Origin of the sequence: Micromonospora sp. CB01531 (assembly GCF_001905095.1) — a bacterium.
GTDB lineage: Bacteria > Actinomycetota > Actinomycetes > Mycobacteriales > Micromonosporaceae > Micromonospora.
This window is the reverse complement of record NZ_LWLS01000093.1, coordinates 1-22,354: the sequence shown is the minus strand read 5'-3', so window position 1 is coordinate 22,354 and position 22,354 is coordinate 1. Positions and strand designations below refer to the sequence as shown.

Below are 22,354 nucleotides of genomic sequence, written 5' to 3'. Positions count from 1 at the left end.
GGCTCGAGGTCCCTCGTCGGCATAAACACGGGTCAGCCGCCCCAACGGTCGAACCGAACCTACGGACCGACGTGCGGCAGGTCATCGGACACCTGTGGAAGATGGCCGCCGTCGGCTCCTACGCCTGTCGCGCGGTCGCCGCCGGCGCTGGACCGCGAGCCGACCCGATTCGCGTTTGCGACGACCGGATCGTCGATTCAGGAGCGATCGGTCATTGACAGAGCACAGAACGAGCTGGCAACCGACATCCACGGTGCTGGCGTCGGCCGGGCCGGCCGGACGGATGGTAACGATTCCGGTCCTGGTCTACTCCTTACCTGACGGGAGGTGCCGGCGGGAGGCCGGCACCACCCGGGGGGCGACGGGTCAGGGCGTGCCGACGGCGGCGAGGACGTCCAGCCGGGCGGCGCGGCGGGCAGGCAGCAGACCGGCCAGCAGGCCGGCGATGAGGGCGACGGCCAGCACGAGCAGCAGCCGGCCGGCCGGCACGGCCAGCACGGTCGGGGCGTCCCGGCCCAGCGCGCGGACCGTGGCGGCGGCGAAGCCGGCCCCCAGCACGATCCCCAGGACGCTGGCCAGCGCGGCGACCAGCACCGCCTCGGCGCGGATCATCCAGCCCAGCTGCCGGCGGGTCATCCCCACCGCGCGGAGCAGCCCGATCTCGGCGGTGCGCTCGGTGATGGACAGGGCGAGGGTGTTGGTGATGCCCAGCAGGGCGATCAGCACGGCCAGCATGAGCAGCACCGTCACCAGGCCGAGCACCTGGTCGATCATCTGGGTGCGGCCGGCGACCGCGGCGGCCTGGTCGCGTAGCTGCGCGGTCGGGGTGTCGGCCAGCGCGGCCTTGATCGCCCGCTCGGCGGCGGCCCGGTCCGTCCCGTCGGCGGTGCGGATGAGGACGCTGGCGTCCATCTCCTCGCTGTAGAACCGGGCGAAGGTGTTCAGCGAGATGAGGTAGTCGGTGGACAGCGCCCGGGCATCCCCGTCGCGCAACAGGCCGACCACGGGCAGGGTGCGGGTGCCGGTGCGGGAGAACGTCATCGGCAGGTCGTCCCCGACGGCCAGGCCCCGGTCCCGGGCCACGTGCGCGGCCAGCACGATCCCGCCGCCGTCCAGCGCCGCCAGGTTGCCGGCGGTGAAGCGCAGCTTCGCCACCCGGGGCAGGGTCGCCGGGTCCACGGCGGTGAGCGCGTTGGTGGCGTCCCCGTCCCGCCAGTGGCCGTAGCGCAGCCGGGACGCGACAGCGACCTCGGGCAGCCGGCTGACCCGGTCGTACACGGCGGGGGAGAGGCCACCGAGCATCTCGTTGCGGGCGCTCTCCACCACATGGTCGGCGGTGATCACCTCGGCGTAGGACTGCCGGACCGAGCTGTTGACCGAGGTGCCGAGGACGGCCATGAAGCTGATCAGCGCGAGCCCGAGGGCCAGCGCCAGGGCGGTCGCCGCGGTCCGCCGCGGGGTGCGGGCCGCCGAGTCGGTGGCGAGCCGGCCGGTCACGCCGGCGGCGGCCAGCGGCCGGCCGACGAGGCGTACCAGGGCGGGGGTGAGCGCCGGGCCGAGCAGTGCGAGCCCGCCGACGGCGCCCAGCGCGGCCACGCCGAGCAGCGGGACCGGCGCGTCCGCGGCGAGCACCGCCGCCGTGGCGGCCAGGCCCGCGGCGGCGGCCAGGGCACCGGCCACGACCCGGACCCGTCCGGTGCGGGCGGCGGTCGCCTCGCGTAGCGCCGCCACCGGCGCCACCGCCGCGGCGCGCCGCGCCGGCCCGATCGCCGAGCCGACCGTGACGAGGACGCCGACCGCGAAGGCCACCAGCACGGTACGGCCGGTCAGCAGCAGCCCACCGTCCGGCAGCGGTACGCCGAACGCCCGGGCCAGCCCTCGGATGCCGGTGGCGGCGGCGACACCGAGGGCGAGCCCGGTCGCCGAGGCGGTGAGCCCGACCAGCAGCGCCTCGCCGAGCACCGAGCGCAGCACCTGTCCGCCCGTCGCGCCGGCGGCGCGGAGCAGGGCGAGTTCCCGGGTTCGCTGGGTGACCACGATGGAGAACGTGTTGGCGATCAGGAACGCGCCGACCAGCAGGGCGGCGCCGGCCAGGGCGAGCAGCACCAGCTGGAGCCAGCTCAGCTGGTCCCGGGCGGCAGCGGCGCCGGCTGCCGCGATGTCCCGGCTCGCGGTGACCTCGTAGTCGGCGCCGAGCGTGGCGGTGATCCGGCTGTGCAGCTCGTCGGGGGTGACGCCGGGCGCGGCCACGACCGCCACCTCGGAGACGTTGGCGCCGAGCCGGAGCAGCCGCTGCGCTGACGGGAGGGTGACCAGGGCGACCGTGCTGTTCGGCAGGCCGGCCCGGTCACCGAACCCGGCCAGCCCGACCACCCGCAACCGCGCGGTGTCGGTTGCCCGGACGGTGACGGTGTCGCCGAGCCGGACGCGGTGACCGCGCGCGGTGTCCTCGTCGAGGACCACCTCGTCGTCGGCGGCCGGGGGCCGGCCGCTGCGGATGGTGAACGAGCCCGCCGGGGCCGCCGCCCAGGAGGCCAGCACGGACGCCCCGGACGGCACGACCGGCGTGCCGGCCACCTCCAGCAGGCCCTGGCCGCGGACCAGCGGCTGGGCGGTGGCCACCCCGGACATCCCGGCGATCCGCGCCGGCAGGTCGGCCGGGAGCGGGTCCCGGGCGACCTCGACGCCCATCGCGGAGTCGAAGGCGACCGCGTCCCGCACGGTCAGGTCGACGCCGGCGGTCGCGGTGCGGAACTGGTCGTCGAGCAGCCGGGTGGAGGTGTCGGTGAGGATCAGGCCGCCGGTGGCGAAGGTGACGCCGAGGACGACCGCGAGCAGGGTCAGGGCCAGCCGGGCCCGGCGGGCCAGGGTGGAACGCAGAGTCAGGCGCCACATGTCAGTTCGCTCCCGTGGTGGCGGGCGCGGCCAGGCGCGCCATGCGGGACAGGATGGCCGGCACGGTCGGTGCGTCGAGTTCGCCGTCGATGCGGCCGTCGGCGAGGAACACCACCCGGTCGGCGTACGCGGCGGCGTGCGGGTCGTGGGTGACCATCACGATGCTTTGCCCGAGGTCGTCGACGGCCTGCCGCAGGAAGCCGAGCAGCGCCTCGGCCGCCGACGAGTCCAGGTTGCCGGTCGGCTCGTCGGCGAACACGATCTCGGGACGGGTGATCAGCGCGCGGGCGACCGCGACCCGCTGCTGCTGCCCGCCGGACAGTTCCCCGGGCCGGTGTCGTAGCCGGTCGGTCAGACCGAGCGTGGCGACCAGGTGGGCCAGGCGCTCCGGGTCGGGCCGGCGGCCGGCCAGGGTGAGCGGCAGGAGGATGTTCTCCCGTGCGGTCAGGGTCGGCACCAGGTTGAAGGACTGGAAGACGAAGCCGACCCGGTCCCGGCGCAGCAGGGTGCGCTGCCGTTCGCTGAGCAGGCCGAGGTCCGTCCCGCCGAGCAGGATCTGCCCGGCGTCGATGGTGTCCAGGCCGGCCAGCGCGTGCATGAGCGTGGACTTGCCGGACCCGGATGGGCCCATGATCGCGGTGAACCGGGCGGCCGGGATGGACACGGTGGCGCCGTCGAGGGCGCGGACGGCGGCGGCGCCGCGGCCGTAGGTGCGTACGACGTGCCGGGCCTGCACGGCGACGGCGGTCGAGGTGGGGCGGGGTGACAGCACAGTGCTCGTGGTCATGGTGGATCTCCTGTTCGTGGGGGTGGGTGGTTCAGCGGGCGGCCCGGCGGCGCGCCTCGGTGCGTATGGCGCGGACGGTGGCGACGTGCCGGTCGCGGCGCAGCCGGCGGACCAGCTCGGCGCGCTCCAGCTCGATCAGGTCGGCGGCGAGCAGGTGGTTCATGGCGACTCCTCGGTCAGGTGCGGCATTGGTGACAGGAGGAGATTTGCCGGCCGCGCTGTCCGGATGCTGGCTGTCGATTCCGCCGGGGCGGACAGCGGATGGACAGGTCGCCGCCAGCGGCCACGGCCAGGCTGGCGGGCATGGTGGAATGGAACGACCCGGCGACGTCCGCCGCGGACCCGACGCGGGTGGTGACGGTGGCCCTGCCGTCGGGGATCTGCCGGCGCTGCGTACGGGCGGTCAGCCGGCGGGTGAGTGACCTGCCCGGCGTGGTGTCGCTGGAGTTCGACGGTGACGCCGGCCTGCTGCGCGTGGGCGGCGAGGTCGATCCGACCGCCCTGCAGCGGGCCGGCCTGGCGGTCTGCCCCGCCGGCCCGCAGTGCCGCCGTCCCGGCTAGCGGCCCGCCGGCGTGGTCAGCGCCCCGTCACCGCCCGAGCCGGCGTCCGTGCGCAACGGCCCGCCACCAGGGCGGCGCCTCGGTCAGCGGGCCGCCGGCGCCAGGGCCGCCGCCGCCCGCCGGGCCGTGTCGGCCTCCTGCCCCCGCCCGCTGGCGGACGCCGCCTCGGCGGTCAACGACCAGAGCCGGAGCCGGGCCCACGGGAACTCCCGCTCCTCGAGCAGCTCCACGGCCCGGCGGCACTCGTCCGCCGCGGTGGCCGCGTCGCCGTCGGCGTACGCAATTCGGGCCCGACCCCAGGCCGCCCAGGCCTGGCAGCGCGGGTTGCCGCTGCGGCGGGCGGTGTCGGCCGCCTCGGCGAGCATCGCCGGCACTCCCGCAACCTCGCGGCGATCCAGCCGGGTGTGCGCCAACTGCACGAGGGTGAAGGCCAGCGCGTGCGGGGACGGGTTGACCCGGGCCTCCGTCGCCGCCTCCTCGAGCACGGCGATCGCCTCGTCGGGCCGGCCGGCCTCGCGCAGCGCAATGCCGAGGTGCGCCAGGATCCCGGCGGGCAGCAGGCGGTCCCCGGCCTGCCGGGTGAGGTCGAGGGTGCGCCGCCACTGCTCGGCGGACCGCGCGAAGTTGCCCGTGCGCAGGTCCAGCAGGGCCTCGACGTAGCAGACCGTCCCGTGCCACCAGGGGTCGTCGGTGTCGCCCCGCTCGCCGCGGGCCTGCGCGACCATCGCCCGGTATTCGTCCGGGTCGCCGTCGTACTGGCCCTCCCAGGCCACCACGAGCCGGGAGACCGCCGTGTTGACCTGGTCGCCCAGCTGCTCGAACTCCGCCAGGCTCGCCCGCGCGGCGGCCCGGGTCTGTGCCGTGGGGTAGTAGACGCCCAGCAGGCCGATCCGCTGCAGGGCGGTGGCCCGGGCGGCCGGGGCGGCCCCGCCGGCGGCCAGCAGCGCGGTCAGGGCGCGGATCCCCTCGTACCGGGGTCCGTAGTTCCAGAACAGGAAAAGCGCGTCGGCCAGCCGCAGGCCGGCGTCGACCCCGTCCGACCGGTCGAGGCAGCGGTCGACCGCGGCCCGGAAGTTGTCGTGCTCCTCGGTCAGGCGCGCCCAGGCGTCGGCGTTGGTCCGGGCGTGCGGCCCGTACCGTTCGGCCAGCTCGGTGAAGTGGGTGAGGTGCCGGTCGCGGGCCGCCGCGGTCTCGCCCGCCTCGGCGAGCCGGGCGGCGGCGTACTCCCGGATGGTGACCAGCAGCCGGAACCGCCCGGTGGCCGGGTCCGGCACCACGAGGGAGCGGTCGACCAGCCGGAAGAGCAGGTCGAGCACCTCGTCGGCGGCCAGTCCGTCGAACGCGCAGACCCGCTCGGCGGCGGTCAGGTCCCAGCCGCCCCGGAACACCGCCAGCCGGCGCAGCAGCCGCCGCTCGGCCTCGGTCAGCAGGTCGTGGCTCCAGTCGAGGGTGGCCCGCAGGGTCCGGTGCCGGGCCTCGCTGGTCCGCGCCCCCGCCGTGAGCAGCGCGAAGCGGTCGTGCAGCCGGGCCGCGATTTCCGCCGGCGGCAGCGCCTTCACCCGCGCGGCGGCCAGCTCGATGGCCAGCGGCATGCCGTCGAGCTGGCGGCAGATGTCCGCGATCACCGGCGCGGTCGCCTCGTCGAGGACGAAGCCGGGGCGGACCGCCCGCGCCCGGTCGACGAACAGGGCCACGGCGGGGCTGTCGCCGAGTCGCGCGAGATCGGCCGGCCCGTCCGGTACGCCCAGCGGCGCCACCGCGAGCTGGGTCTCCCCGGGTACGGCCAGTGCCTCCCGGCTGGTGGTCAGCACGGTCAGCGCCGGGCAGGCGGCGACCAGGTGCTCGACCAGCTCGGCCACCTCGTCGATGACGTGCTCGCAGTTGTCGACGACCAGCAGCGCCCGGTCGGCGCCGAGCCAGGCGACGAGCGCCGCGGTGGCGGCCGGTCCCGGACCGCCGGCGGCCACGCCGAGCTGGCCGGCGACCGCCTCGGGAAGATCGGTCCCGCTGGACACGGCGGACAGGCGGACCAGGTGCAGCCGGTCGGCCAGGCTGGCGTCGACGTGGCGTGCCGCCTCCAGCGCCAGGGTGGTCTTGCCGACGCCGCCCGGGCCGGTCAGGGTCACCACCCGCGCCTCGCGCAGCCGGTCCTGCACGCGCTGCACGTCGTCCTGGCGACCGATGACCGAGGAGAGCCGGCGGGGCAGGTCGGCTGCGCGGGGGGCGGGGATCCGCGCGGCCGGGGCCGTGGTCTGCGGCGTGGCGGGCGTGGCCGCGGCCTGGGGTGTGGCGGCCGGGTCAGTCGTAGGGGCGAGGGGCGGCGCGGCCGCCGGGGCCGGGGCGGGCACCTGCTGCCGCAGGATCGCCCCGGCGAGGGCCTGCAGTTCGGGCGCCGGGTCGATGCCCAGCTCGTCGGCGAGGCGGTGCCGCAGCGCGTGGTACGTGGTGATCGCCTCCGCCTGCCGCCCGCCCCGGTAGAGCGCCAGCATCAGCAGCCGGTGCAGCCGCTCGCGCAGCGGGTGGGCGATGACCAGGCGTTCCAGGTCGGCGACCGCCTCGGCCTGCCGCCCGGCCGCCAGCAGCAGTTCCAGCCGGTCCTCCACCGCGCCGAGGCGCAGTTCGGCCAGGCGGGCGGTCTCGGCCAGCGCCCAGTCGGCGTCGCCGACGTCGGCCAGGGCCGCCCCGCGCCACAGCCCCAGCGCCTCGTCGTAGCAGGCCAGGGCGGCGGCGGGTCCGTCGCCGGTGGTCGCGGTGCGGGCCCGCTCCAGCAGCCGTTCGAAGCGGTACGCGTCGACCGCGTCGGGGGCGACGGCGAGCTGATAGCCGGGGGCGCGGGTGACCAGCAGGTCCCCGCCCGCCCCGGCAGCGACCAGGGCCCGGCGCAGCTTGGACACCCGCAGATGCAGCGCGTTCGTGGCGTCGGCCGGGAGCTGGTCTCCCCAGAGCGCGTCGGCCAGCGCGTCGGCGGAGACCACCCGACCCGCGGCGAGCACCAGCCGGGCCAGCAGGGCCCGGACCGCCGGGGCGAGCGGCGTGGCGGGGTGGCCGGCCACCCGGAGCTCCACGGTGCCGAGCACCCCGAAGCTCACCGTGGGCCCGCTGTCCCCGCTCATCGCACTCCCGTCCGCTGCGGGCGTCGGCCCTGGGGCCCGCCCCGATCGCCGGGTGGCTGCCCCGGGCGGGCCCCATGCTACGTCCCGGCCGGCCCTCGGCCGATCGTCCGAAAGGCGGTGCGCTGCCTCCCGCCGGGCGTGCTCGCCGGGTGGGGGAGCCGCCTGCCGACCCGGCCGGACGGCCGGAAGCCAGTCGGGTTGGCCCGGCCGGCTGGCCGGCCGGCTGGCCGGCCGGTCGGCCCGGGACAGCCGGTTGCGGCGCGGTGAGGCGGGACGGTCGGGGCTGTTGCGCGGTCAGGCCGGGACGGCCGGCGCCGGTCGGGGCGCCGTCGCCAGCCGCCGGTCCGCCACCAGCCGGGCGGCCAGCACCTCGGCGTCCCGGCCCACCCAGCCGAGCACGGCCGAGCCGCGGGCGCGTTGCCAGGGCAGGCCGAGGAAGTACAGGCCCGGCCAGTCGGTCACGCCCTGCCGCTGTACGGGAGCGCCGGACGGGTCGGTCACCGGCACCGCCAGCCACGGGTAGCGGGGGCGGAAGCCGGTGGCCCAGACCACGGCGTCCACCCGCCGGCGCCCGCCGTCGGCCAGCAGCAGGCTGTCTCCCTCGGCGTCCACCACCCGGTCGACCCGGTCGACCCGCCGCAGCAGCCCGGCCACGTCGGTGCCGATGATCGGGTTCTGGGCCGCGATCCGCCCGCCGAGCCGGCTCTCGGCGCTCAGCCGCATGGTGCCCAGCCGGGAGAACCACCAGAAGATGTCCCGGCCGAGCCAGCGCTGCGGCAGCACCGGGCCGATGGCCGGTGCGGCGAGCACCACCCGCCGGCCGTGGTCGGCGAGCTCGGCGGCGATCTGCACCCCGGTGTTCCCGCCGCCCACCACCGCCACGACCTGGCCGGGCAGCTGCGCCGGGTTGCGGTACGCGCTGCTGTGCAGCTGGGTGACGCCGGCCGCGAGCCGGCCGGCCACCTCCGGCACCCAGGGCGTGTGGAACGCCCCGGCGGCGACCACCACGCGCTGGGCGTGCAGGGTCCCGGTCGACCTGTCGACGGTGAAGCCGCCCGCCGTACCGGGGCGGACCGAGGTGACCCGGCAGCCGAGCCGGACCGGCAGGTCGAACTGCGCGGCGTAGCCGGCGAGGTAGTCGGCGACCTCGTCCTTGCCGGGGTGCCCGTCCGGGTCGCCGGGGAACGGCAGGCCCGGCAGGGCGGAGAACCGGCGCGGGGTGAACAGGGTCAGCGAGTCCCAGCGCTGCCGCCAGGCGTCGCCCACCCGGGCGTGCGCGTCGAGGATCGCGAAGGGCACGCCGGCGCGGCGCAGGTGGTGGCCGAGCGCCAGCCCGGCCTGCCCGCCGCCGACGATCACGGTGTCCAGGTCCATCGGTCCGTCTCCCCTGCGGTCAGGCGACCTGGTGGCCGGCTTCGCCGATGGCGGCCACCACGGCGGCCCGGTCGGCGTCGCCGTCGACCCGGACGGTGCGGGTGGCCAGGTCGACCGCCACGGCGTGGACGCCGGCGACCAGGCCGGCCTCCTCCCGGATGGCCTCGACGCAGCGGCCGCAGCTGATCTTCGGCACGGAGAGCACGAGCTGGTGCACGGGTTCGCTCCTTCGTTCGGTGGGCCGCCCCGTGGCGGCCCGGCAGCTCGAACCGTGCCGGTGGGCGCTGTCCGCGCCCTGTCGCGTACGCCTGGACCGGCCGACGGGTCGCGGACAGCGGGCGGACAGCGGCGGCCGGGAGCGTGGCGACACCGACCGCACGACGGGCGGCAACCAGCCAGGGCGCCTGCGACGCCCGGTACGAGAGGAGCAGTGCGATGACGACACCGACGGTCGTCTCCGGCACGCTGGACATCGGCGGGATGACCTGTGCGTCCTGCGTCCGGCGGGTGGAGCGGGCGCTCAGCCGGGTCGAGGGCGTGGCGCGGGCCGAGGTCAACCTGGCGACCGAAACGGCGACCGTGGCCTACGACCCGGCCCGGGTGAGCCCGCCGGCGCTGACCGCGGCGGTGGAGCGGGCCGGCTACACGGCCACCGTCCCCGCCGACGAGCCCCGCTCAACGGGCGGCGCGCCGGGGCTGCCCGACGCGGCCGAGGAGGACGCCGAGCGGGCCGAGGAGCGGGAGGTCACCCGCCTCAAGCGGATCTGGCAGCTCACCCTGGCCACCGGCCTGACCATGATGGTGCTGATGTACCTGCCGCTGTCCATCGACGCGATGGACTGGCTGATGCCGGCGCTGCTGGTCGTCGCGACCGTGGTGCAGTTCGGGGCGGGCCGGCCGTTCTACCGGGCGGCCTGGGCGGCGGCCCGGCACGGCGGGGTCAACATGCACACCCTGGTCGCCCTCGGCACCACCGTCGCGTACGCCTACAGCGCCTTCGTCACGCTCTGGCCGGCGGCGGCCGAACGGCTCGGCCTGCCGCTGCACGTCTACTTCGAGATCTCCGTGGTGGTCATCGCGCTGGTGCTGACCGGCCGCTGGATGGAGGCCCGGGCGCGGCGGCAGACCGGTGCGGCGATCGGCGCGCTGCTCGGGCTGCGCCCCCGCACCGCCCGGGTGCTGCGCGACGGCGTCGAGACCGAGGTGCCGGTGGACGAGGTCGTGGTCGGCGACCTGGTCCGGGTCCGCCCCGGCGAGAAGGTGCCGGTGGACGGCACGGTCACCGAGGGCGCCTCCACGGTGGACGAGAGCATGCTGACCGGCGAGAGCATGCCGGTGTCGAAGACGGTCGGGGACGTGGTCATCGGCTCGACCGTCAACCGGACCGGCTCGGTGGTGCTGCGGGCCACCGCGGTGGGCCAGGACACCACCCTCGCCCAGATCGTCCGGCTGGTCCAGGAGGCCCAGGGCGCCAAGGCGCCGATGCAGCGGCTGGTCGACACGGTCTCCGGCTGGTTCGTCCCGGCGGTGATCGGGCTGGCCCTGCTCACCTTCGGCGTCTGGGCGGTCGCCGGACCCGACGACGGGCGGATGACCTTCGGCATCGGCACCGCAATCGCGGTGCTCATCATCGCCTGCCCCTGCGCCCTTGGCCTGGCCACCCCGACCGCGATCATGGTCGGCACCGGCAAGGCCGCCGAACTGGGCATCCTCATCTCCGGAGGCGACGCGCTCGAGCAGGCCCGGCGGATCACCACGGTGGTACTGGACAAGACCGGCACGCTCACCCGCGGCCGTCCCGACGTCACCGCCGTGCACGCCGCCCACGGCGTCGACGCCGACCAGCTGCTGGCGTACGCGGCCGCGGCCGAGACCGGCTCCGAGCACCCGCTCGGGGAGGCGATCGTCCGGCACGCCCTTGCCCGCGACCTCGCCGTACCGGCGGCGGACTCCTTCGAGGCGGTGCCCGGGCACGGCGTCGAGGCGCGGGTCGACGGCCGGCGCGTGCTCATCGGCAACCCGGCCCTGATGCGGCGCCACGACGTCGACGTCGCCCCGCTGTCCGGCGCGGCCGCCGCGGTGGCGGCGCGCGGCGGCACCCCGGTGCTCGTGGCCCTCGACGGTCGGCTCGCCGGCGTCATCGGGGTGGCCGACACCCTGCGCCCCGAGGCCCGCGACGCGGTCGACCAGCTGCGGGCGCTGGGCCTGGAGGTGTGGATGCTGACCGGCGACAACCGGGTCACCGCCGAGGTGGTCGCCCGCGAGGTCGGCATCGCGCAGGTGATCGCCGACGTCCGGCACGAGGAGAAGGCCGCCCGGGTCGCCGCCCTGCAGGAGCGCGGCGCGGTGGTGGCGATGGTCGGCGACGGCATCAACGACGCGCCGGCGCTGGCCCGCGCCGACCTGGGCATCGCCATCGGCACCGGCACCGACGTGGCCATCGCCGCCTCCGACATCACCCTGGTCGGCGGGGACCTGCGCGGCATCGTCTCGGCCATCGCCCTGTCCCGGCGTACGGTCACCACGATCAAGCAGGCGCTGGGCTGGGCGTTCGGCTACAACGTGCTGCTCATCCCGGTCGCCGCCGGAGTGCTCTACCCGGCCTGGGGGATCCTGCTGGACCCGTCCCTCGCCGCCGCCGCGATGGCGATGAGCTCGGTCAGCGTGGTCACCAACGCGCTGCGGCTGCGCCGCTTCCGCCGGCCGGACACCGCCGCCGTGCTGCGGCCTCGGCTCGGTGCCCGGCTCGGCGAGTGGGCGTACCTGGCCGGGGTGGCCGCGCTCGCGCTCGCCGTCGGCGCCGGCTTCACCGCGCTGAGCCGTACCGACGCCGCCGCGCGTGGCATGAACGGGGTGCTGGCCTGGACACAGGGCACCGGCATGCCGATGCGGCCGGCGATGAGCACCATGATGACCGCCGAGACCGAACCGGTGCCCGCCGCGGACGCCGGGCTCCGGGTCGACCTCCGGCTGCCCGCCGACGTGGCGCCCGGCCGACCCACCACCGTGCGGGTCCGGGTCACCGACGCCGGGACCGGCCGGCCGATCCGCGACGTGGGGCGCAGCCACGAGGCGTGGATGCACCTGATCGCCGTCCGCGACGACCTGGCCAGCTTCGCGCACGTCCACCCGCAGCCGGCGGGCCGGCCGGGCGAGTTCGACGTCACGCTCACCTTCCCCACCCCCGGCCGGTACATCGTGCACACCGAGTTCCGCCGCAAGGGCGAGCTGACCGACGTGGTGCAGCGGCACGACGTGGCCGTCGGCGACCCGGCCGAGGTCATCCACGAGCCGGCGAGGGTGTCCGGGCGGCAGCAGGTCGTCGACGGCGTGCAGGTGACGCTGGACGGGACCGCGAAGGTCGGCGGCAGCCGCTTCACCTACCGCTTCGCCGACGCGGCCACCGGCCGGCCGCTGACCGGGCTGCGGCCGTACCTCGCCGCCGCCGGGCACGTCGTGATCATGTCGGCGGCGGGCGACAGCTTCGCCCACGAGCACGCCGAGACCGAGGACGCCGACGGCCGGCCGGTGTTCGCCCTGCCCGGGCAGACCTACGGGCCGGACCTCGACCTGCACGTCGACTTCCCCCGCCCGGGCCGGTACCGGCTCTGGGGCCAGTTCCGCCGCGCCGACGGACAGGTGATCACCGTCCCGTTCACCGTCGACGCCCGCTGACCGTCCGTCCCGCCCGAAAGGAAACCTCCCATGCAGATCGCCATCCTGCTCTTTGACCGGTTCACCGCCCTGGACGCCGTCGGCCCGTACGAGGTGCTCGGCCGGCTGCCCGGCGCCCGTACCGTCTTCGTCGCCTCCGACGACGCCAGCTCAGCACGTCCGGCGCCGCGCACCGACCTGGAGCCGTCGCCGGCCGGTCTGGTCACCACCGACGTGGGCAGTCTCGCCCTGGCGGCCGCCGCCACCCTGGACGAGGTGACCCGCCCGGACGTGCTGGTGGTCCCCGGCGGCCCCGGGCAGATCGCCCGGATGACCGACGCCCGGCTGCTCGACTGGCTCCGCACGGTCGACGCCACCACCACCTGGACCACCTCGGTGTGCACCGGCTCGCTGCTGCTGGCCGCGGCTGGGCTGCTCACCGGCCGCCGGGCCACCTCGCACTGGCTGGCACTGGACCAGCTGCCCGCGTTCGGCGCCGAGCCGACCGCCGAGCGGGTGGTCGTCGACGGCAAGTACGTCACCGCGGCCGGTGTCTCGGCCGGCGTCGACATGGCGCTCACCCTGGCCGGCCGGATCGCCGGGGACGGGGTCGCCCAGGCCCTCCAACTCGGCATCGAGTACGATCCGCAGCCCCCGTACGCCGCCGGGTCGCCGAGGACCGCGCCGGCCCCCGTGGTCGCCACGCTGCGGGCGAACCCCGCGTTGGTGCTCGGCTGAGATCTCCCACCGCGGGCGGCGCCCGGCATGCCGGGCGCCGCCCGCACGACCGGGACCGGTCAGTGCCGGGCCACGTACACGGTGTTCGCGGACTCCCGGCGCTGCAGCGGGTTGGCGAAACGGACGACGTGCGCCACCGAGGTCGGAAACACCGCGGTGAGCACCCGCTGGAACGCCGGGTCGGGCGGGTCGTTCGACCACAGCGCGAAAACCCCGTCGCGGTGCAGCAGCGCGGCGAGCCGGCGCAGCCCGTCCACCGTGTAGAAGCCGGCGTGGCTGGGGTGCAGCACCTGGCGCGGCGAGTGGTCCACGTCGAGCAGCACCGCGTGGAACCGCCGGCCCGGCGACTCCGGGTCGAAGCCGGCCCCGCTGGACACCGCCGCGAAGAAGTCCGCCCGGACGAACCGGGTACGCGGGTCGGCGGCCAGCCCGGCGGCGAACGGCAGCAGGTCCTGCCGGTGCCAGTCGATCACGTCCTCGATCGCCTCGACCACCAGCAGCGACCGGACCCGCGGGTCCTCCAGCGCGGTCCGCGCGGTGTAGCCGAGCCCGAGGCCGCCCACCACCACGTCCAGGGCGTCCCCGGCCAGCGTGGCCAACCCGAGCCGGGCGAGTTCGATCTCCGCGACCGGGAACAGGCTGGACATCAGGTACTCGTCGTCGAGCTTCACCTCGTACACGTCGACGTCGAGCGAGGGCTCGCGGCGCCGGCGCAGGCTCAACTCACCGATCGGCGTCTCCCGCCAGGCCAGTTCTTCGAATCGCGCGCCCACCGGGTGGTCCTCTCCGCCGGTTCAGTGAGGCGGATGTTACCGGTCCGTCCGGGCCCGGCCCGGCCGTCCGCCGGGCGCGGGCCCCCTTTTTCCGCCGCCGGGGGCATCGCCCGGGCCACCCCGGGTACGCCCACGACGACTCCAGCTCGGCTGGCGGCCAGGACGCGGCCTCCGCGCCGCCAGACGGCGCTCCGGACCAGATGTACCGGTCTGACGCCGCGCAGCGACCTGGAGCCGTCGGGATCGAGGACGGCGAAGGAAGGAGCCGAGCGTGGCGGACATGCTGGCCGGACGGCTGCACCTGACCGAGCGGGCGCTGCGGATGGAGCAGGTCCCGGTGCCCGAGCCGGGACGCGGCGAGGTTCGAATCCGGGTCGCCGCCGCCGGAGTGTGCCTGTCGGACGTGCACCTGATCGACGGCACCCTCACCCCGCTGTATCTGCCCGGCGACGTGGTGACCCTCGGCCACGAGGTCGCGGGCACCGTGGACGCGCTCGGTGAGGGGGTGCGGGGCTGGGAGCCGGGCCAGCGGGTGCTGCTCCAGGCGGGGGAGCGGGACCGCTTCGGCCTGGTGCTCACCCGCGGCGTGGACTACGACGGCGGCTGGGCCGAGTACACCCTGGCCCGCGAGGACACCCTGGTCCCCGTCCCGGACCTGCTCCCGTTCGAGCAGGCATGCATCATCCCGGACGCGGTCTCCACGCCCTGGGCCGCGGTGACCGACACCGGGCGGGTCCGACCGGCGGAGGCGACCGCGGTGTGGGGCGTCGGTGGCCTCGGCGCGCACGCGGTGCAACTACTGCTGCTGGTCGGCGCGGCCCCGGTGATCGCCGTGGACCCGCTGCCGGCGGCCCGGGACCGGGCGCTCGCCCTCGGCGCGGACCTGGCCCTCGACCCGAAGGACGGCGGCTTCAAGGACGCCATGCTGGAACTGGTCGGCACCCGAGGACTCGACGTCGCCTTCGACTTCGCCGGTGTCCCCGCGGTCCGCGAACAGGCCCTGACCGTGCTCGGCCGGCACGGCCGGCTCGTCCTCGCCGGCATCGCCAACCAGCCGATCAGCATCCCGTCGGACAGCCGGTTCACCTACAACCGGCAGGCGGTGCTCGGCCACTACGGCTCCGAGGCCGAGCACGTCGGGCAGTTGGTGACACTCACCGGGCTGGGCCGGCTCGACCTGTCCGCGTCGGTCAGCGACGTGCTGCCGCTAGCCGACGCGCCGGAGGCGGTCCGCCGGGTCCAGGAGAAGCAGGGCAACCCGATCCGCCTGATCCTGCGCCCGTGAACCCGGAGACGCCGCCCTCACGCCGTCAACCGCAGGAGGAAGAGCCCGACCACGCCGGCGACCGCGAGCGCGCCGAGGGCGGCCGCGACACGGTTCGACCCGCGCGCGTACAGGGCGACCGCCGTGACGGTGGTGGCCCCCACGGCCACCATGCCGGAGAGCAGAAGCATGACGTACGCGGCCAGCCCGGCCATGCCCTCGGGGCTGTTCCGCGCGCCCGCGGCCATCCAGCCACCGCAAGCGACCCCGATCAAGCCCAGCACGGCGAACACGGCCGCCAACAGCGCCACCGCGTCCACGACGAGACGTGGTCGCCGCCAGGACGCCGGCCGGGCCTCCGAGGGGGCACCGGTCGTGCCGGCTTCCGTCAGCGCCGGGCCGCCCGGCACGGGGCCGACGGTCGCCCCAGCCCCGGCCGGGCCGCCGCCCGCCGGGCAGACCTGATCGGGTAGGGCGGGCCGGATCGGCGGCCGGTCGGCGTCCATGGGCCCGACACTAGCCACTGGGCCGGCGGTGCGGATCAGGCGTCGGGTCGGGTCGCCACGACGACCGTGTCGAGGGCGTCGACGCTGCCGCCGTCGCCGGTGGGCACCGGACGGCGGGCGGTCTCGGCCCGCTGGATCCGCAGCCCGGCCAGCCCGTCGACCACCGCCTCCGGGGTGAGCAGGATGGCCGGGTCCTGCGGGCCGCCGGTGCCGCCGGTGAGGTTGGCCCGATCGTGCCCGACGACGACCAGGGTGCCGCCGGGGCGCAGTGCCTGCCGCGCCGTGTCGAGCACCCGCGCCAGGTCCGCGGCGGGCAGGTGCAGGTAGCTGATCAGGACCAGGTCGTAACTGCCGGGCACCGGCCGGTACGTGGTCACGTCCGCAACCCGCCACTCGACCGATACTCCGCGGCGAGCGGCCAGCTCGCGACCCCGCTCGACGCCCATCGGGGAGAAGTCCACCGCGGTGACCCGCCAGCCGCGCTCAGCCAACCAGGCCGCATTGCGTCCCTCGCCGGCCGCCAGGTCGAGCGCGCTGCCCGGGCTGAGCCCGTCGACCGCCTCCACGACGAACCGGTTGGGCTCAACGCCCCACACCAGATCCGGCGTGCCGGCGTACCGCGCGTCCCACGCGCTGCTGTCCACTGAGTCCCCTGCTTCCTACTCGTTGCTCATAGCTGAGTGGTTCGGATGTTTCGCTCTCCGCCCAGCGGTGGCTGGGCTGGAGTCCTGGACCGGCAGTCTGGTCCGGTGGCGATCGGTCCGGTCCTGCAGGATCTGCTTCACCCTGTGGTGTGGGGTGTGCAGGGCGATGTCGGGGTCGCCGGCTCGGTGCAGGATGTTGATCGCGGCGTTCACGTCTGCCTGCCACACCACCCCGCACCGGGTGCAGTGAAACCTGTCCCCGCTGCGGCGGCCGAAGTCGCCGCAGCGGTGGCAGGTTTGTGAGGTGTAGGCGGCGTTGACGGGAACGAGCGCAGAACCTCTACGCTCCGACACACTTTTCAACGCCTCGGCGGTGACCCCTTTGGTCCACGCGGCTAGACGCCGGTTGATGTCCTTGGGCAGCTTCTTACGTCCGGTGAAGCGTTTGGTGAGGTCCTCGGCGATCACCGTGTTCGCCTTGTCGACGACCTCGTGCACGGCGGTGAAGATCTCCGTCCGCACCCGCGCCCGATGCCGGGCCGCCTGCCGCTCCCGCTTCACGGTGCCGAGGTTGTTGGCCTTGATCCGGTGCGCTTTCGCGTGGTCACCGCGCGCGGCGGCGGTGTTCGCGATCGAGCGTAGCTTCGCCCGCCGTCGGTTGCGTTCCTTCAACCGGTCCGACTGGCGGGTCAGCAGGTCGCCGAGTTGTTCACCGTGGGGCTGGCCGTCGGAGTCGGTGAGGGCTTCGGTGTAGCCCTTGTCCACACCGACCGTCGCCTCGCCGCACGGCCGCTGCGACGACTGCATCTGGGAGGCGTCGATTTGGTAGTGCACCTCGACCCGGCCGGCACGCAGGATCAACCGCAGCGTCCCCGCCGGCGCGACCGTCGTCGACAGCGGGATCCGGACCATCCGCCGGGATTCGAGACCGGGAACCGCCAGCCACAAGCGGCCCCGCCCATCGGCGGCGGTGTTGTAGTTGTCGGCGCGCACCACGATCTGATCATGCGTGCGGTTACGGCCCCGCTTCCAATGCTTGCGCATCTGCCGAGCCAGGAACGGGTCACTGGCCCACCGGTCGGCCTTCAGCGCGGTGAACATCCGCTTACGCTCGGCCGGATCCTTCGTGCGTCGACAGATCGCCCGACGGACGTCGACCTTGGCCGCCTCCATGTTCGCGGCGATGTCGGCCATCGCGTCGCGGACGGTTTCCTTCCACGCATTCGCCAACACACCAAACGACGCATACGTGCCGTCGGCCAGCCACCGGTCCCGCACCTGCCGGTCCCGCAACCCAGACCCGACACCGAGAATCGACCCGTAACGCTGCCACACCTCACTACGAACCCGACCCAACCGACGGGCCTGCTCCACCAGGGCGGCGTACTTGCCCGGATTCAGTCGGGCCGAGTAGGCGATCCGGGTGACCTTCACCGGTCACCCTCCAAGGTCAGATCCGCTCCCTTGAGTTCCTTCTCGTAGCGGCGCAGCCCGTCCAGCCGGCCAGAGAAGGAGCCCACGATGGCCAGGAGGTCATCGACCAGTTCCTGCTGCGGGGACAGGGACTCCTGGTTGGCGACGACGATCTCGCAGCCGCCGCGCGCCGCCACATGCTCCAGGAAATCGAACCCGAACCGGGCCAACCTGTCCTTGTGGGCCACCACCAGCGTGGCGACCTCACCCCGGTCGACGGCATCCATCAACGCCAGGAATTCCTTGCGGCGAAGGTCCAACCCGCCGCCAACCTCGCTGATCCACTCGTCCACGGCCAGACCGCGAGCGAGGCAGAACTGCTGCATCGCCGCCACCTGCGAGGCCAAATCCGGCTTCTGACCCGGCGACGACACCCGGCAGTACACCACCACCTTCCGCCGGGCGGCGTCGAAACCCGGCTGCAGCACCCGGCGCACATCCGAATCGTCGAAATACCGCTGCCCCGACGGCAGACGACGGGCCGTGATCCGACCCTCCGCCTCCCACCGGCGCACCGTGCTCACCGAACGGCCCACCCGCTTGGCAAACTCGCCGATCCGATAGACACTCCCCACGACAGTCAATTATGGACAGATCTAGAAAGCAAAGCAACCATCAGTAGTAGCTCCTTCGGCGGTGTCGCCCCACCGCCACCGTGACCGTACCGGCCAGCGCGAGCGCTCCGATCGCGGCCACCGCCGGTCCCAGCTTGCCCGGGAACTGCTGGGCGAGCACGAAGACGCCCATCACCACGACGAACCAGCCGAAGGCCCGGCGCAGCAGGTCGGCCGGGACGCGTCCGGCGAGCCGGCCGCCGAGGACGCTGCCGAGCACGGCGGCGACGGTCAGCGCGACCGCCAGCCCCCAGTTGATGCGCACGCTGGACAGGTACCCGGCCAGGCCGGCGAAGGACTTCATGGCGATCACCACCAGCGAGGTGCCGACCGCCGCCGGCATCGGCAGCCCGCCGAGCAGCGTGAGGGCGGGCACCACCAGGAAGCCGCCGCCGGCGCCGACCAGTCCGGTGACCAGCCCGACCACGATCCCGTCGAGGACTACCCGCAGCACCGGCAGCTCGTGCGGCACCGGCCGCCCTGCGGTGGCGCGCCGGCCCCGGATCATCGCGACCGCGGTGGCCAGCATCATCAGCGCGAACCCGGTGAGCAGGAACGCCGACGGGACGAACGCGGCCAGCCGGCCGCCCGCGTAGGCGCCGGCCATCCCGGCGACACCGAAGACCAGCCCGGTCCGCCAGCGGACCCGTCCCGCCCGGGCGTGCGGCAGCAGGGCCACGGCGCTGGTGGCGCCGACCACGAGCAGCGAGGTGGCGATCGCCTCCTTGGCCGGCAGGTCGGCGACGTAGACCAGCAGCGGCACGGCGAGGATCGACCCGCCGCCGCCGAGCAGGCCGAGGCTGACCCCGATCAGCACGGCCAGGCCGACAGTAAGGACGGTGGCGGTCATGACCGGGTGGCCCGCAGTTGGCCGACGATGGTGTCCAGGTCGCAGCTGGCGCCCCGGTTGTACGGCAGCTTGCTGAGCAGCATCCCCATCGCGCAGGTGTTGCTCAGCGCGGCGAAGGTCAGGCCCGCCCCGATGAGCCCGGCGACCCACTTCAGGCCCGGCGCGAACACCGAGCCCAGGACGCTGGCCAGCACGATCGAGCCGGCCACCAGGCGGACCTGCCGCTCCAGGTCCCAGCGCTGCCGACCCCGCGTGATCGGCGCGTTCGTCGCCTGCCAGGCGAGCATGCCCCCGGCCAGGACCCGCAGGTTCGGCAGACCGACCCCGGCGAGGGCCTGTTCCGCCTGACCGGCGCGGGCTCCGGAGTGGCAGATCAGCACCACATCCTCGTCGAGGTGGTGGCGCAGCTCGTCCCGGTGCTCCCGGAGCAGGTTCAGCGGGACGTTGTAGGCGCCGGGAATGTGGGCCGTATCGAACTCGGCCGGGGTGCGTACGTCGAGCAGGCGGGGGGACCGCCCGGAGTCGATCAGCTCGCGCAGCGCGGCGGCGTCCAGGGTGGCCGGGCGGGTGGGCTCGGAAGCGCTCATCTCTCCTCGTTCTGGGGCAAACCGCCATGGTTGGCGGCAGGGTGGGGCGCCGGCCGGCGCCAGGACGCGCCGGCCGGATTCGGGGTCCGGGTCAGGCGTTGCCAGCCATGGCCACGCCGGCCGTGGCGGCCCGGTCGAACCTGTCGTCGATCACGACGACCTCGCGGCCGGCGTTCGCCAGCAACGACGCCGCGGCGGTGGCGCGGTAGCCGGAGCCGCAGTGCACCCAGACGACGCCGGCCGGTACGTCGGTGAGCCGCCGGGGCAGGTCGGGCAGCGGGATGTGCACCCCGCCGTCGACGTGGCCGGCGCGCCACTCGTAGGTCATCCGCACGTCGAGGACCACGTCCGGCGCGGGCAGGCCGGCGGGGGTGTTGCCCGCGTGGGCCGCGGCCAACGCCGAGAAGTCGGCCATCCGCAGCTCCCGGAGCTGGTCGGGCGTGGCCGCCCACTGCTCGGCCGTGCCGGTGGCCTGGGCGGTGGGTCGGTCGATGCCGATCCGGACCAACTCGCGCTGGGCGTCGGCGACCTGCTCCGGCGTCTCCGCGAGCAGGGTGACTGGTACGCCCCAGTCGATCAGCCAGCCGAGCCAGGTCGACATCGGCCCGTCCAGCCCGAGGCTGACCGTGCCGGCCAGGTGCGAGGCGGCGTACGCCTTGCGGTGCCGCAGGTCCACCACCCACTGGCCGGCGGCGATCCGCTCGCGCAACTGCGCCGCGTCGGCCCGGGTCACCGGGGTGAGGTCCACCGGGGCCGGCCCGGCGAGGTTGGCCACCCCCATGTGGGCGTAGTAGGCCGGGTAGGCGTCGAGCCCGGCCAGGGTCTCGGTCACGAACTGGTCCGCGGCGAGCCGCAGCACGGGGTTCGCCTGCTTCTCCCGGCCGATGGTCGAGTCGGGCGCGTCGGCCTGGGCGGCCGAGCAGAAGCTGCCGAAGCCGTGCGTGGGCCACACCTGGGCGCCGTCGGGCAGCAGGTCGGCCAGCCGCTTCGCCGAGGCGTGCTGGTGGTGGGCCAGCTCGTGGGCGTGCTCCGGGCCGAGCAGGTCGGTGCGCCCGGTCGTGCCGAACAGCAGGGAACCACCGGTGAAGACCCCCGCCGGCTGCCAACCGCCGTCGGTGACCTCGTCGAGGACGTACGACAGGTGGTGGAAGGTGTGACCCGGGGTGGCCACCACCCGGAGGCGCAGGGCGTCCGAGATGGGCACCACGTCGCCGTCGGAGACCGGCACCCGGTCGAAGCCAACCTCGTCGGCCGCGGCCACCAGATAGCGGGCGCCGGTCAACCGGGCCAGTTCGAGCCCGCCGGAGACGTAGTCGTTGTGGATGTGCGTCTCGATCACGTGGGTGATCCGCACCCCGTTCGCCCCGGCCAGGTACAGGACCCGGTCGATGTCCCGTTGCGGGTCGACCACGATCGCGACCCGTCCGTCGGAGGCCAGGTAGCTGCGGTCGCCGAGCGAGGACGTCGCCACGACGGACACCTCGACTGCCATGTTGCCGTTCTCCTTCCCCATCCTCCCGGATACCCCGGGGGGTATATGAGAGACAGACTTCGGCCCGGGTTACGGGCGCGATTACCCGCCCGCGCCGCGCTCAGGCGCCGTGGGCGTCGAATTCTCTTGTCAGGCCAGGGCGAGGAAGAGCTTCTCCAGCTCCTCCTCGGTCATCTCCGGCTGCTCGCCCCGGTCGCGGGCGGTGCCGCAGTGCCGCATCCCGGAGGCGATGATCTTAAAGCCGGCCCGGTCGATCGCTTTCGACACGGCGGCGAGCTGGGTCAATGCCGCCCGACAGTCCTCGCCGTTCTCCATCATCTCGATGACGGCGTTGAGTTGGCCCCGGGCCCGCTTGAGTCGGGCCAGGGCGTCGCTGGTCATCTCCGGTCGAAGCTTCATCGCGTTACCTCCCGGCTCCCAACATACCCCCGGGGGTACCCGCTCGCCACCGCGGTGACGTGTGGTCGCTCACCCGGTCGGTGGCCCGCCTCGCTCCGCGGCGGCCAGCGGCGCGGCCCGCTGGGCGGAAATCGATCGGCCGTACCGGAAGGGGTCGGTGCAGGGCGGGCTGCGACGAGGACGTCCCTGAGGTCTTCCCACGCCGGCATCCAGCCGGTGACCGTAGGAAGTTCAGCGGCGAACACCGCGCGTAGGGAGGTCGCCACCTTTATCCGGAGGCTCTCGCGGGTAACGCCCTGATCCTCGTAGATCGAAACACGGGGCAGTCTCACGTGATCGGAACAGCCCGATCGACCGAGTACTACGTCACCGAGTATGCGGACCAGCGGCACACGTGCGAACTCTGTCGCTCGGCGGATGCGATGCCGCAGCTCTAGGCGCAGCGGCTCAACCTTGATCAACTAGTGCGTCCTAAGTGCAACTGACCGCCGCAAGCAGTGTGAAACTTCGATAGGCGATGCACAGCGCGATCGAGGCCAGGACGCCGATGGGTCCGGTTCGAGTCGATCCACCTTCCAGGATGCTGCTGGAACTTAACTTAGTGCTGCTCGGCGTTAATTCGTCGGGGGT

General features: G+C 74.7%; 19 protein-coding genes. 4 read left to right on the top strand and 15 right to left on the bottom strand.

Going from position 1 to position 22,354, the window contains the following annotated elements:
* Positions 1 to 366: 366 nt before the first annotated feature.
* The 3 genes from A6A27_RS27895 to A6A27_RS46915 are packed head-to-tail and all read right to left on the bottom strand — an operon-like array spanning position 367 to position 3,845.
* Positions 367 to 2,895, bottom strand: coding sequence for an FtsX-like permease family protein (locus A6A27_RS27895; protein ID WP_073837616.1), 2,529 nt, complete (start codon positions 2,893 to 2,895; stop codon positions 367 to 369).
* Between the two features lies 1 nt (position 2,896).
* Positions 2,897 to 3,682, bottom strand: a complete 786-nt coding sequence (locus tag A6A27_RS27890) for an ABC transporter ATP-binding protein (protein ID WP_073837615.1) — start codon at positions 3,680 to 3,682, stop codon at positions 2,897 to 2,899.
* Positions 3,683 to 3,713: 31 nt separating this feature from the next.
* A complete protein-coding gene (locus tag A6A27_RS46915) occupies positions 3,714 to 3,845 on the bottom strand; it encodes a hypothetical protein (protein WP_274534593.1) in 132 nt (43 codons plus the stop codon).
* Positions 3,846 to 3,985: 140 nt separating this feature from the next.
* Between A6A27_RS46915 and A6A27_RS27885 the strand changes: the two genes are divergently transcribed.
* Entirely contained in the window at positions 3,986 to 4,243 is a 258-nt protein-coding gene (locus A6A27_RS27885; RefSeq protein ID WP_073837614.1) for a heavy-metal-associated domain-containing protein, read from the top strand.
* 83 nt (positions 4,244 to 4,326) lie between these two features.
* Here the strand turns inward: A6A27_RS27885 and A6A27_RS27880 are convergent, their stop codons facing one another.
* The 3 genes from A6A27_RS27880 to A6A27_RS27870 form a co-directional block, all read right to left on the bottom strand.
* Positions 4,327 to 7,356: an AfsR/SARP family transcriptional regulator gene (locus A6A27_RS27880; RefSeq protein ID WP_073837613.1), complete on the bottom strand. Its 3,030-nt coding sequence runs from the start codon at positions 7,354 to 7,356 to the stop codon at positions 4,327 to 4,329.
* A 294-nt stretch (positions 7,357 to 7,650) separates the two neighbouring features.
* On the bottom strand, positions 7,651 to 8,730 hold the full coding sequence (locus A6A27_RS27875; protein ID WP_073837612.1) for a flavin-containing monooxygenase: 1,080 nt from the start codon (positions 8,728 to 8,730) through the stop codon (positions 7,651 to 7,653).
* A 19-nt stretch (positions 8,731 to 8,749) separates the two neighbouring features.
* A complete protein-coding gene (locus A6A27_RS27870; protein WP_073837611.1) occupies positions 8,750 to 8,947 on the bottom strand; it encodes a heavy-metal-associated domain-containing protein in 198 nt (65 codons plus the stop codon).
* A 218-nt stretch (positions 8,948 to 9,165) separates the two neighbouring features.
* On the opposite strand from A6A27_RS27870, the gene A6A27_RS27865 reads away from it, so the two are divergent.
* Together A6A27_RS27865 and A6A27_RS27860 are read left to right on the top strand one after the other, a co-directional pair.
* Complete coding sequence (locus A6A27_RS27865) at positions 9,166 to 12,405, top strand: heavy metal translocating P-type ATPase (RefSeq protein WP_073837610.1); 3,240 nt, start codon at positions 9,166 to 9,168, stop codon at positions 12,403 to 12,405.
* 30 nt (positions 12,406 to 12,435) lie between these two features.
* Positions 12,436 to 13,122: a DJ-1/PfpI family protein gene (locus A6A27_RS27860; RefSeq protein WP_073837609.1), complete on the top strand. Its 687-nt coding sequence runs from the start codon at positions 12,436 to 12,438 to the stop codon at positions 13,120 to 13,122.
* A gap of 59 nt (positions 13,123 to 13,181) precedes the next feature.
* Here A6A27_RS27860 and A6A27_RS27855 read toward each other — a convergent pair whose 3' ends face one another.
* Positions 13,182 to 13,895, bottom strand: a complete 714-nt coding sequence (locus A6A27_RS27855) for a spermidine synthase (RefSeq protein ID WP_073837608.1) — start codon at positions 13,893 to 13,895, stop codon at positions 13,182 to 13,184.
* 280 nt (positions 13,896 to 14,175) lie between these two features.
* On the opposite strand from A6A27_RS27855, the gene A6A27_RS27850 reads away from it, so the two are divergent.
* Positions 14,176 to 15,180, top strand: coding sequence for a zinc-binding dehydrogenase (locus A6A27_RS27850; RefSeq protein ID WP_198940481.1), 1,005 nt, complete (start codon positions 14,176 to 14,178; stop codon positions 15,178 to 15,180).
* A 17-nt stretch (positions 15,181 to 15,197) separates the two neighbouring features.
* Here the strand turns inward: A6A27_RS27850 and A6A27_RS27845 are convergent, their stop codons facing one another.
* The 8 genes from A6A27_RS27845 to A6A27_RS27810 form a co-directional block, all read right to left on the bottom strand.
* Entirely contained in the window at positions 15,198 to 15,665 is a 468-nt protein-coding gene (locus tag A6A27_RS27845; protein ID WP_073837606.1) for a hypothetical protein, read from the bottom strand.
* 35 nt (positions 15,666 to 15,700) lie between these two features.
* Complete coding sequence (locus A6A27_RS27840; RefSeq protein WP_073837605.1) at positions 15,701 to 16,309, bottom strand: class I SAM-dependent methyltransferase; 609 nt, start codon at positions 16,307 to 16,309, stop codon at positions 15,701 to 15,703.
* 15 nt (positions 16,310 to 16,324) lie between these two features.
* Positions 16,325 to 17,743, bottom strand: a complete 1,419-nt coding sequence (locus A6A27_RS27835; RefSeq protein WP_073837604.1) for an RNA-guided endonuclease TnpB family protein — start codon at positions 17,741 to 17,743, stop codon at positions 16,325 to 16,327.
* Positions 17,740 to 18,357 (bottom strand): IS607 family transposase, encoded by a 618-nt coding sequence (locus tag A6A27_RS27830; RefSeq protein ID WP_073837603.1) that lies wholly within the window; start codon positions 18,355 to 18,357, stop codon positions 17,740 to 17,742. Before A6A27_RS27830 ends, A6A27_RS27835 begins: the two co-directional genes overlap by 4 nt.
* A 40-nt stretch (positions 18,358 to 18,397) precedes the next feature.
* On the bottom strand, positions 18,398 to 19,246 hold the full coding sequence (locus A6A27_RS27825; RefSeq protein WP_073837602.1) for a sulfite exporter TauE/SafE family protein: 849 nt from the start codon (positions 19,244 to 19,246) through the stop codon (positions 18,398 to 18,400).
* On the bottom strand, positions 19,243 to 19,833 hold the full coding sequence (locus A6A27_RS27820) for a rhodanese-like domain-containing protein (RefSeq protein WP_073837601.1): 591 nt from the start codon (positions 19,831 to 19,833) through the stop codon (positions 19,243 to 19,245). Before A6A27_RS27820 ends, A6A27_RS27825 begins: the two co-directional genes overlap by 4 nt.
* A 91-nt stretch (positions 19,834 to 19,924) precedes the next feature.
* Positions 19,925 to 21,325 (bottom strand): MBL fold metallo-hydrolase, encoded by a 1,401-nt coding sequence (locus A6A27_RS27815; RefSeq protein WP_073837600.1) that lies wholly within the window; start codon positions 21,323 to 21,325, stop codon positions 19,925 to 19,927.
* A gap of 129 nt (positions 21,326 to 21,454) precedes the next feature.
* Positions 21,455 to 21,724, bottom strand: a complete 270-nt coding sequence (locus tag A6A27_RS27810) for a metal-sensitive transcriptional regulator (RefSeq protein WP_073837599.1) — start codon at positions 21,722 to 21,724, stop codon at positions 21,455 to 21,457.
* Positions 21,725 to 22,354 lie beyond the last annotated feature (630 nt).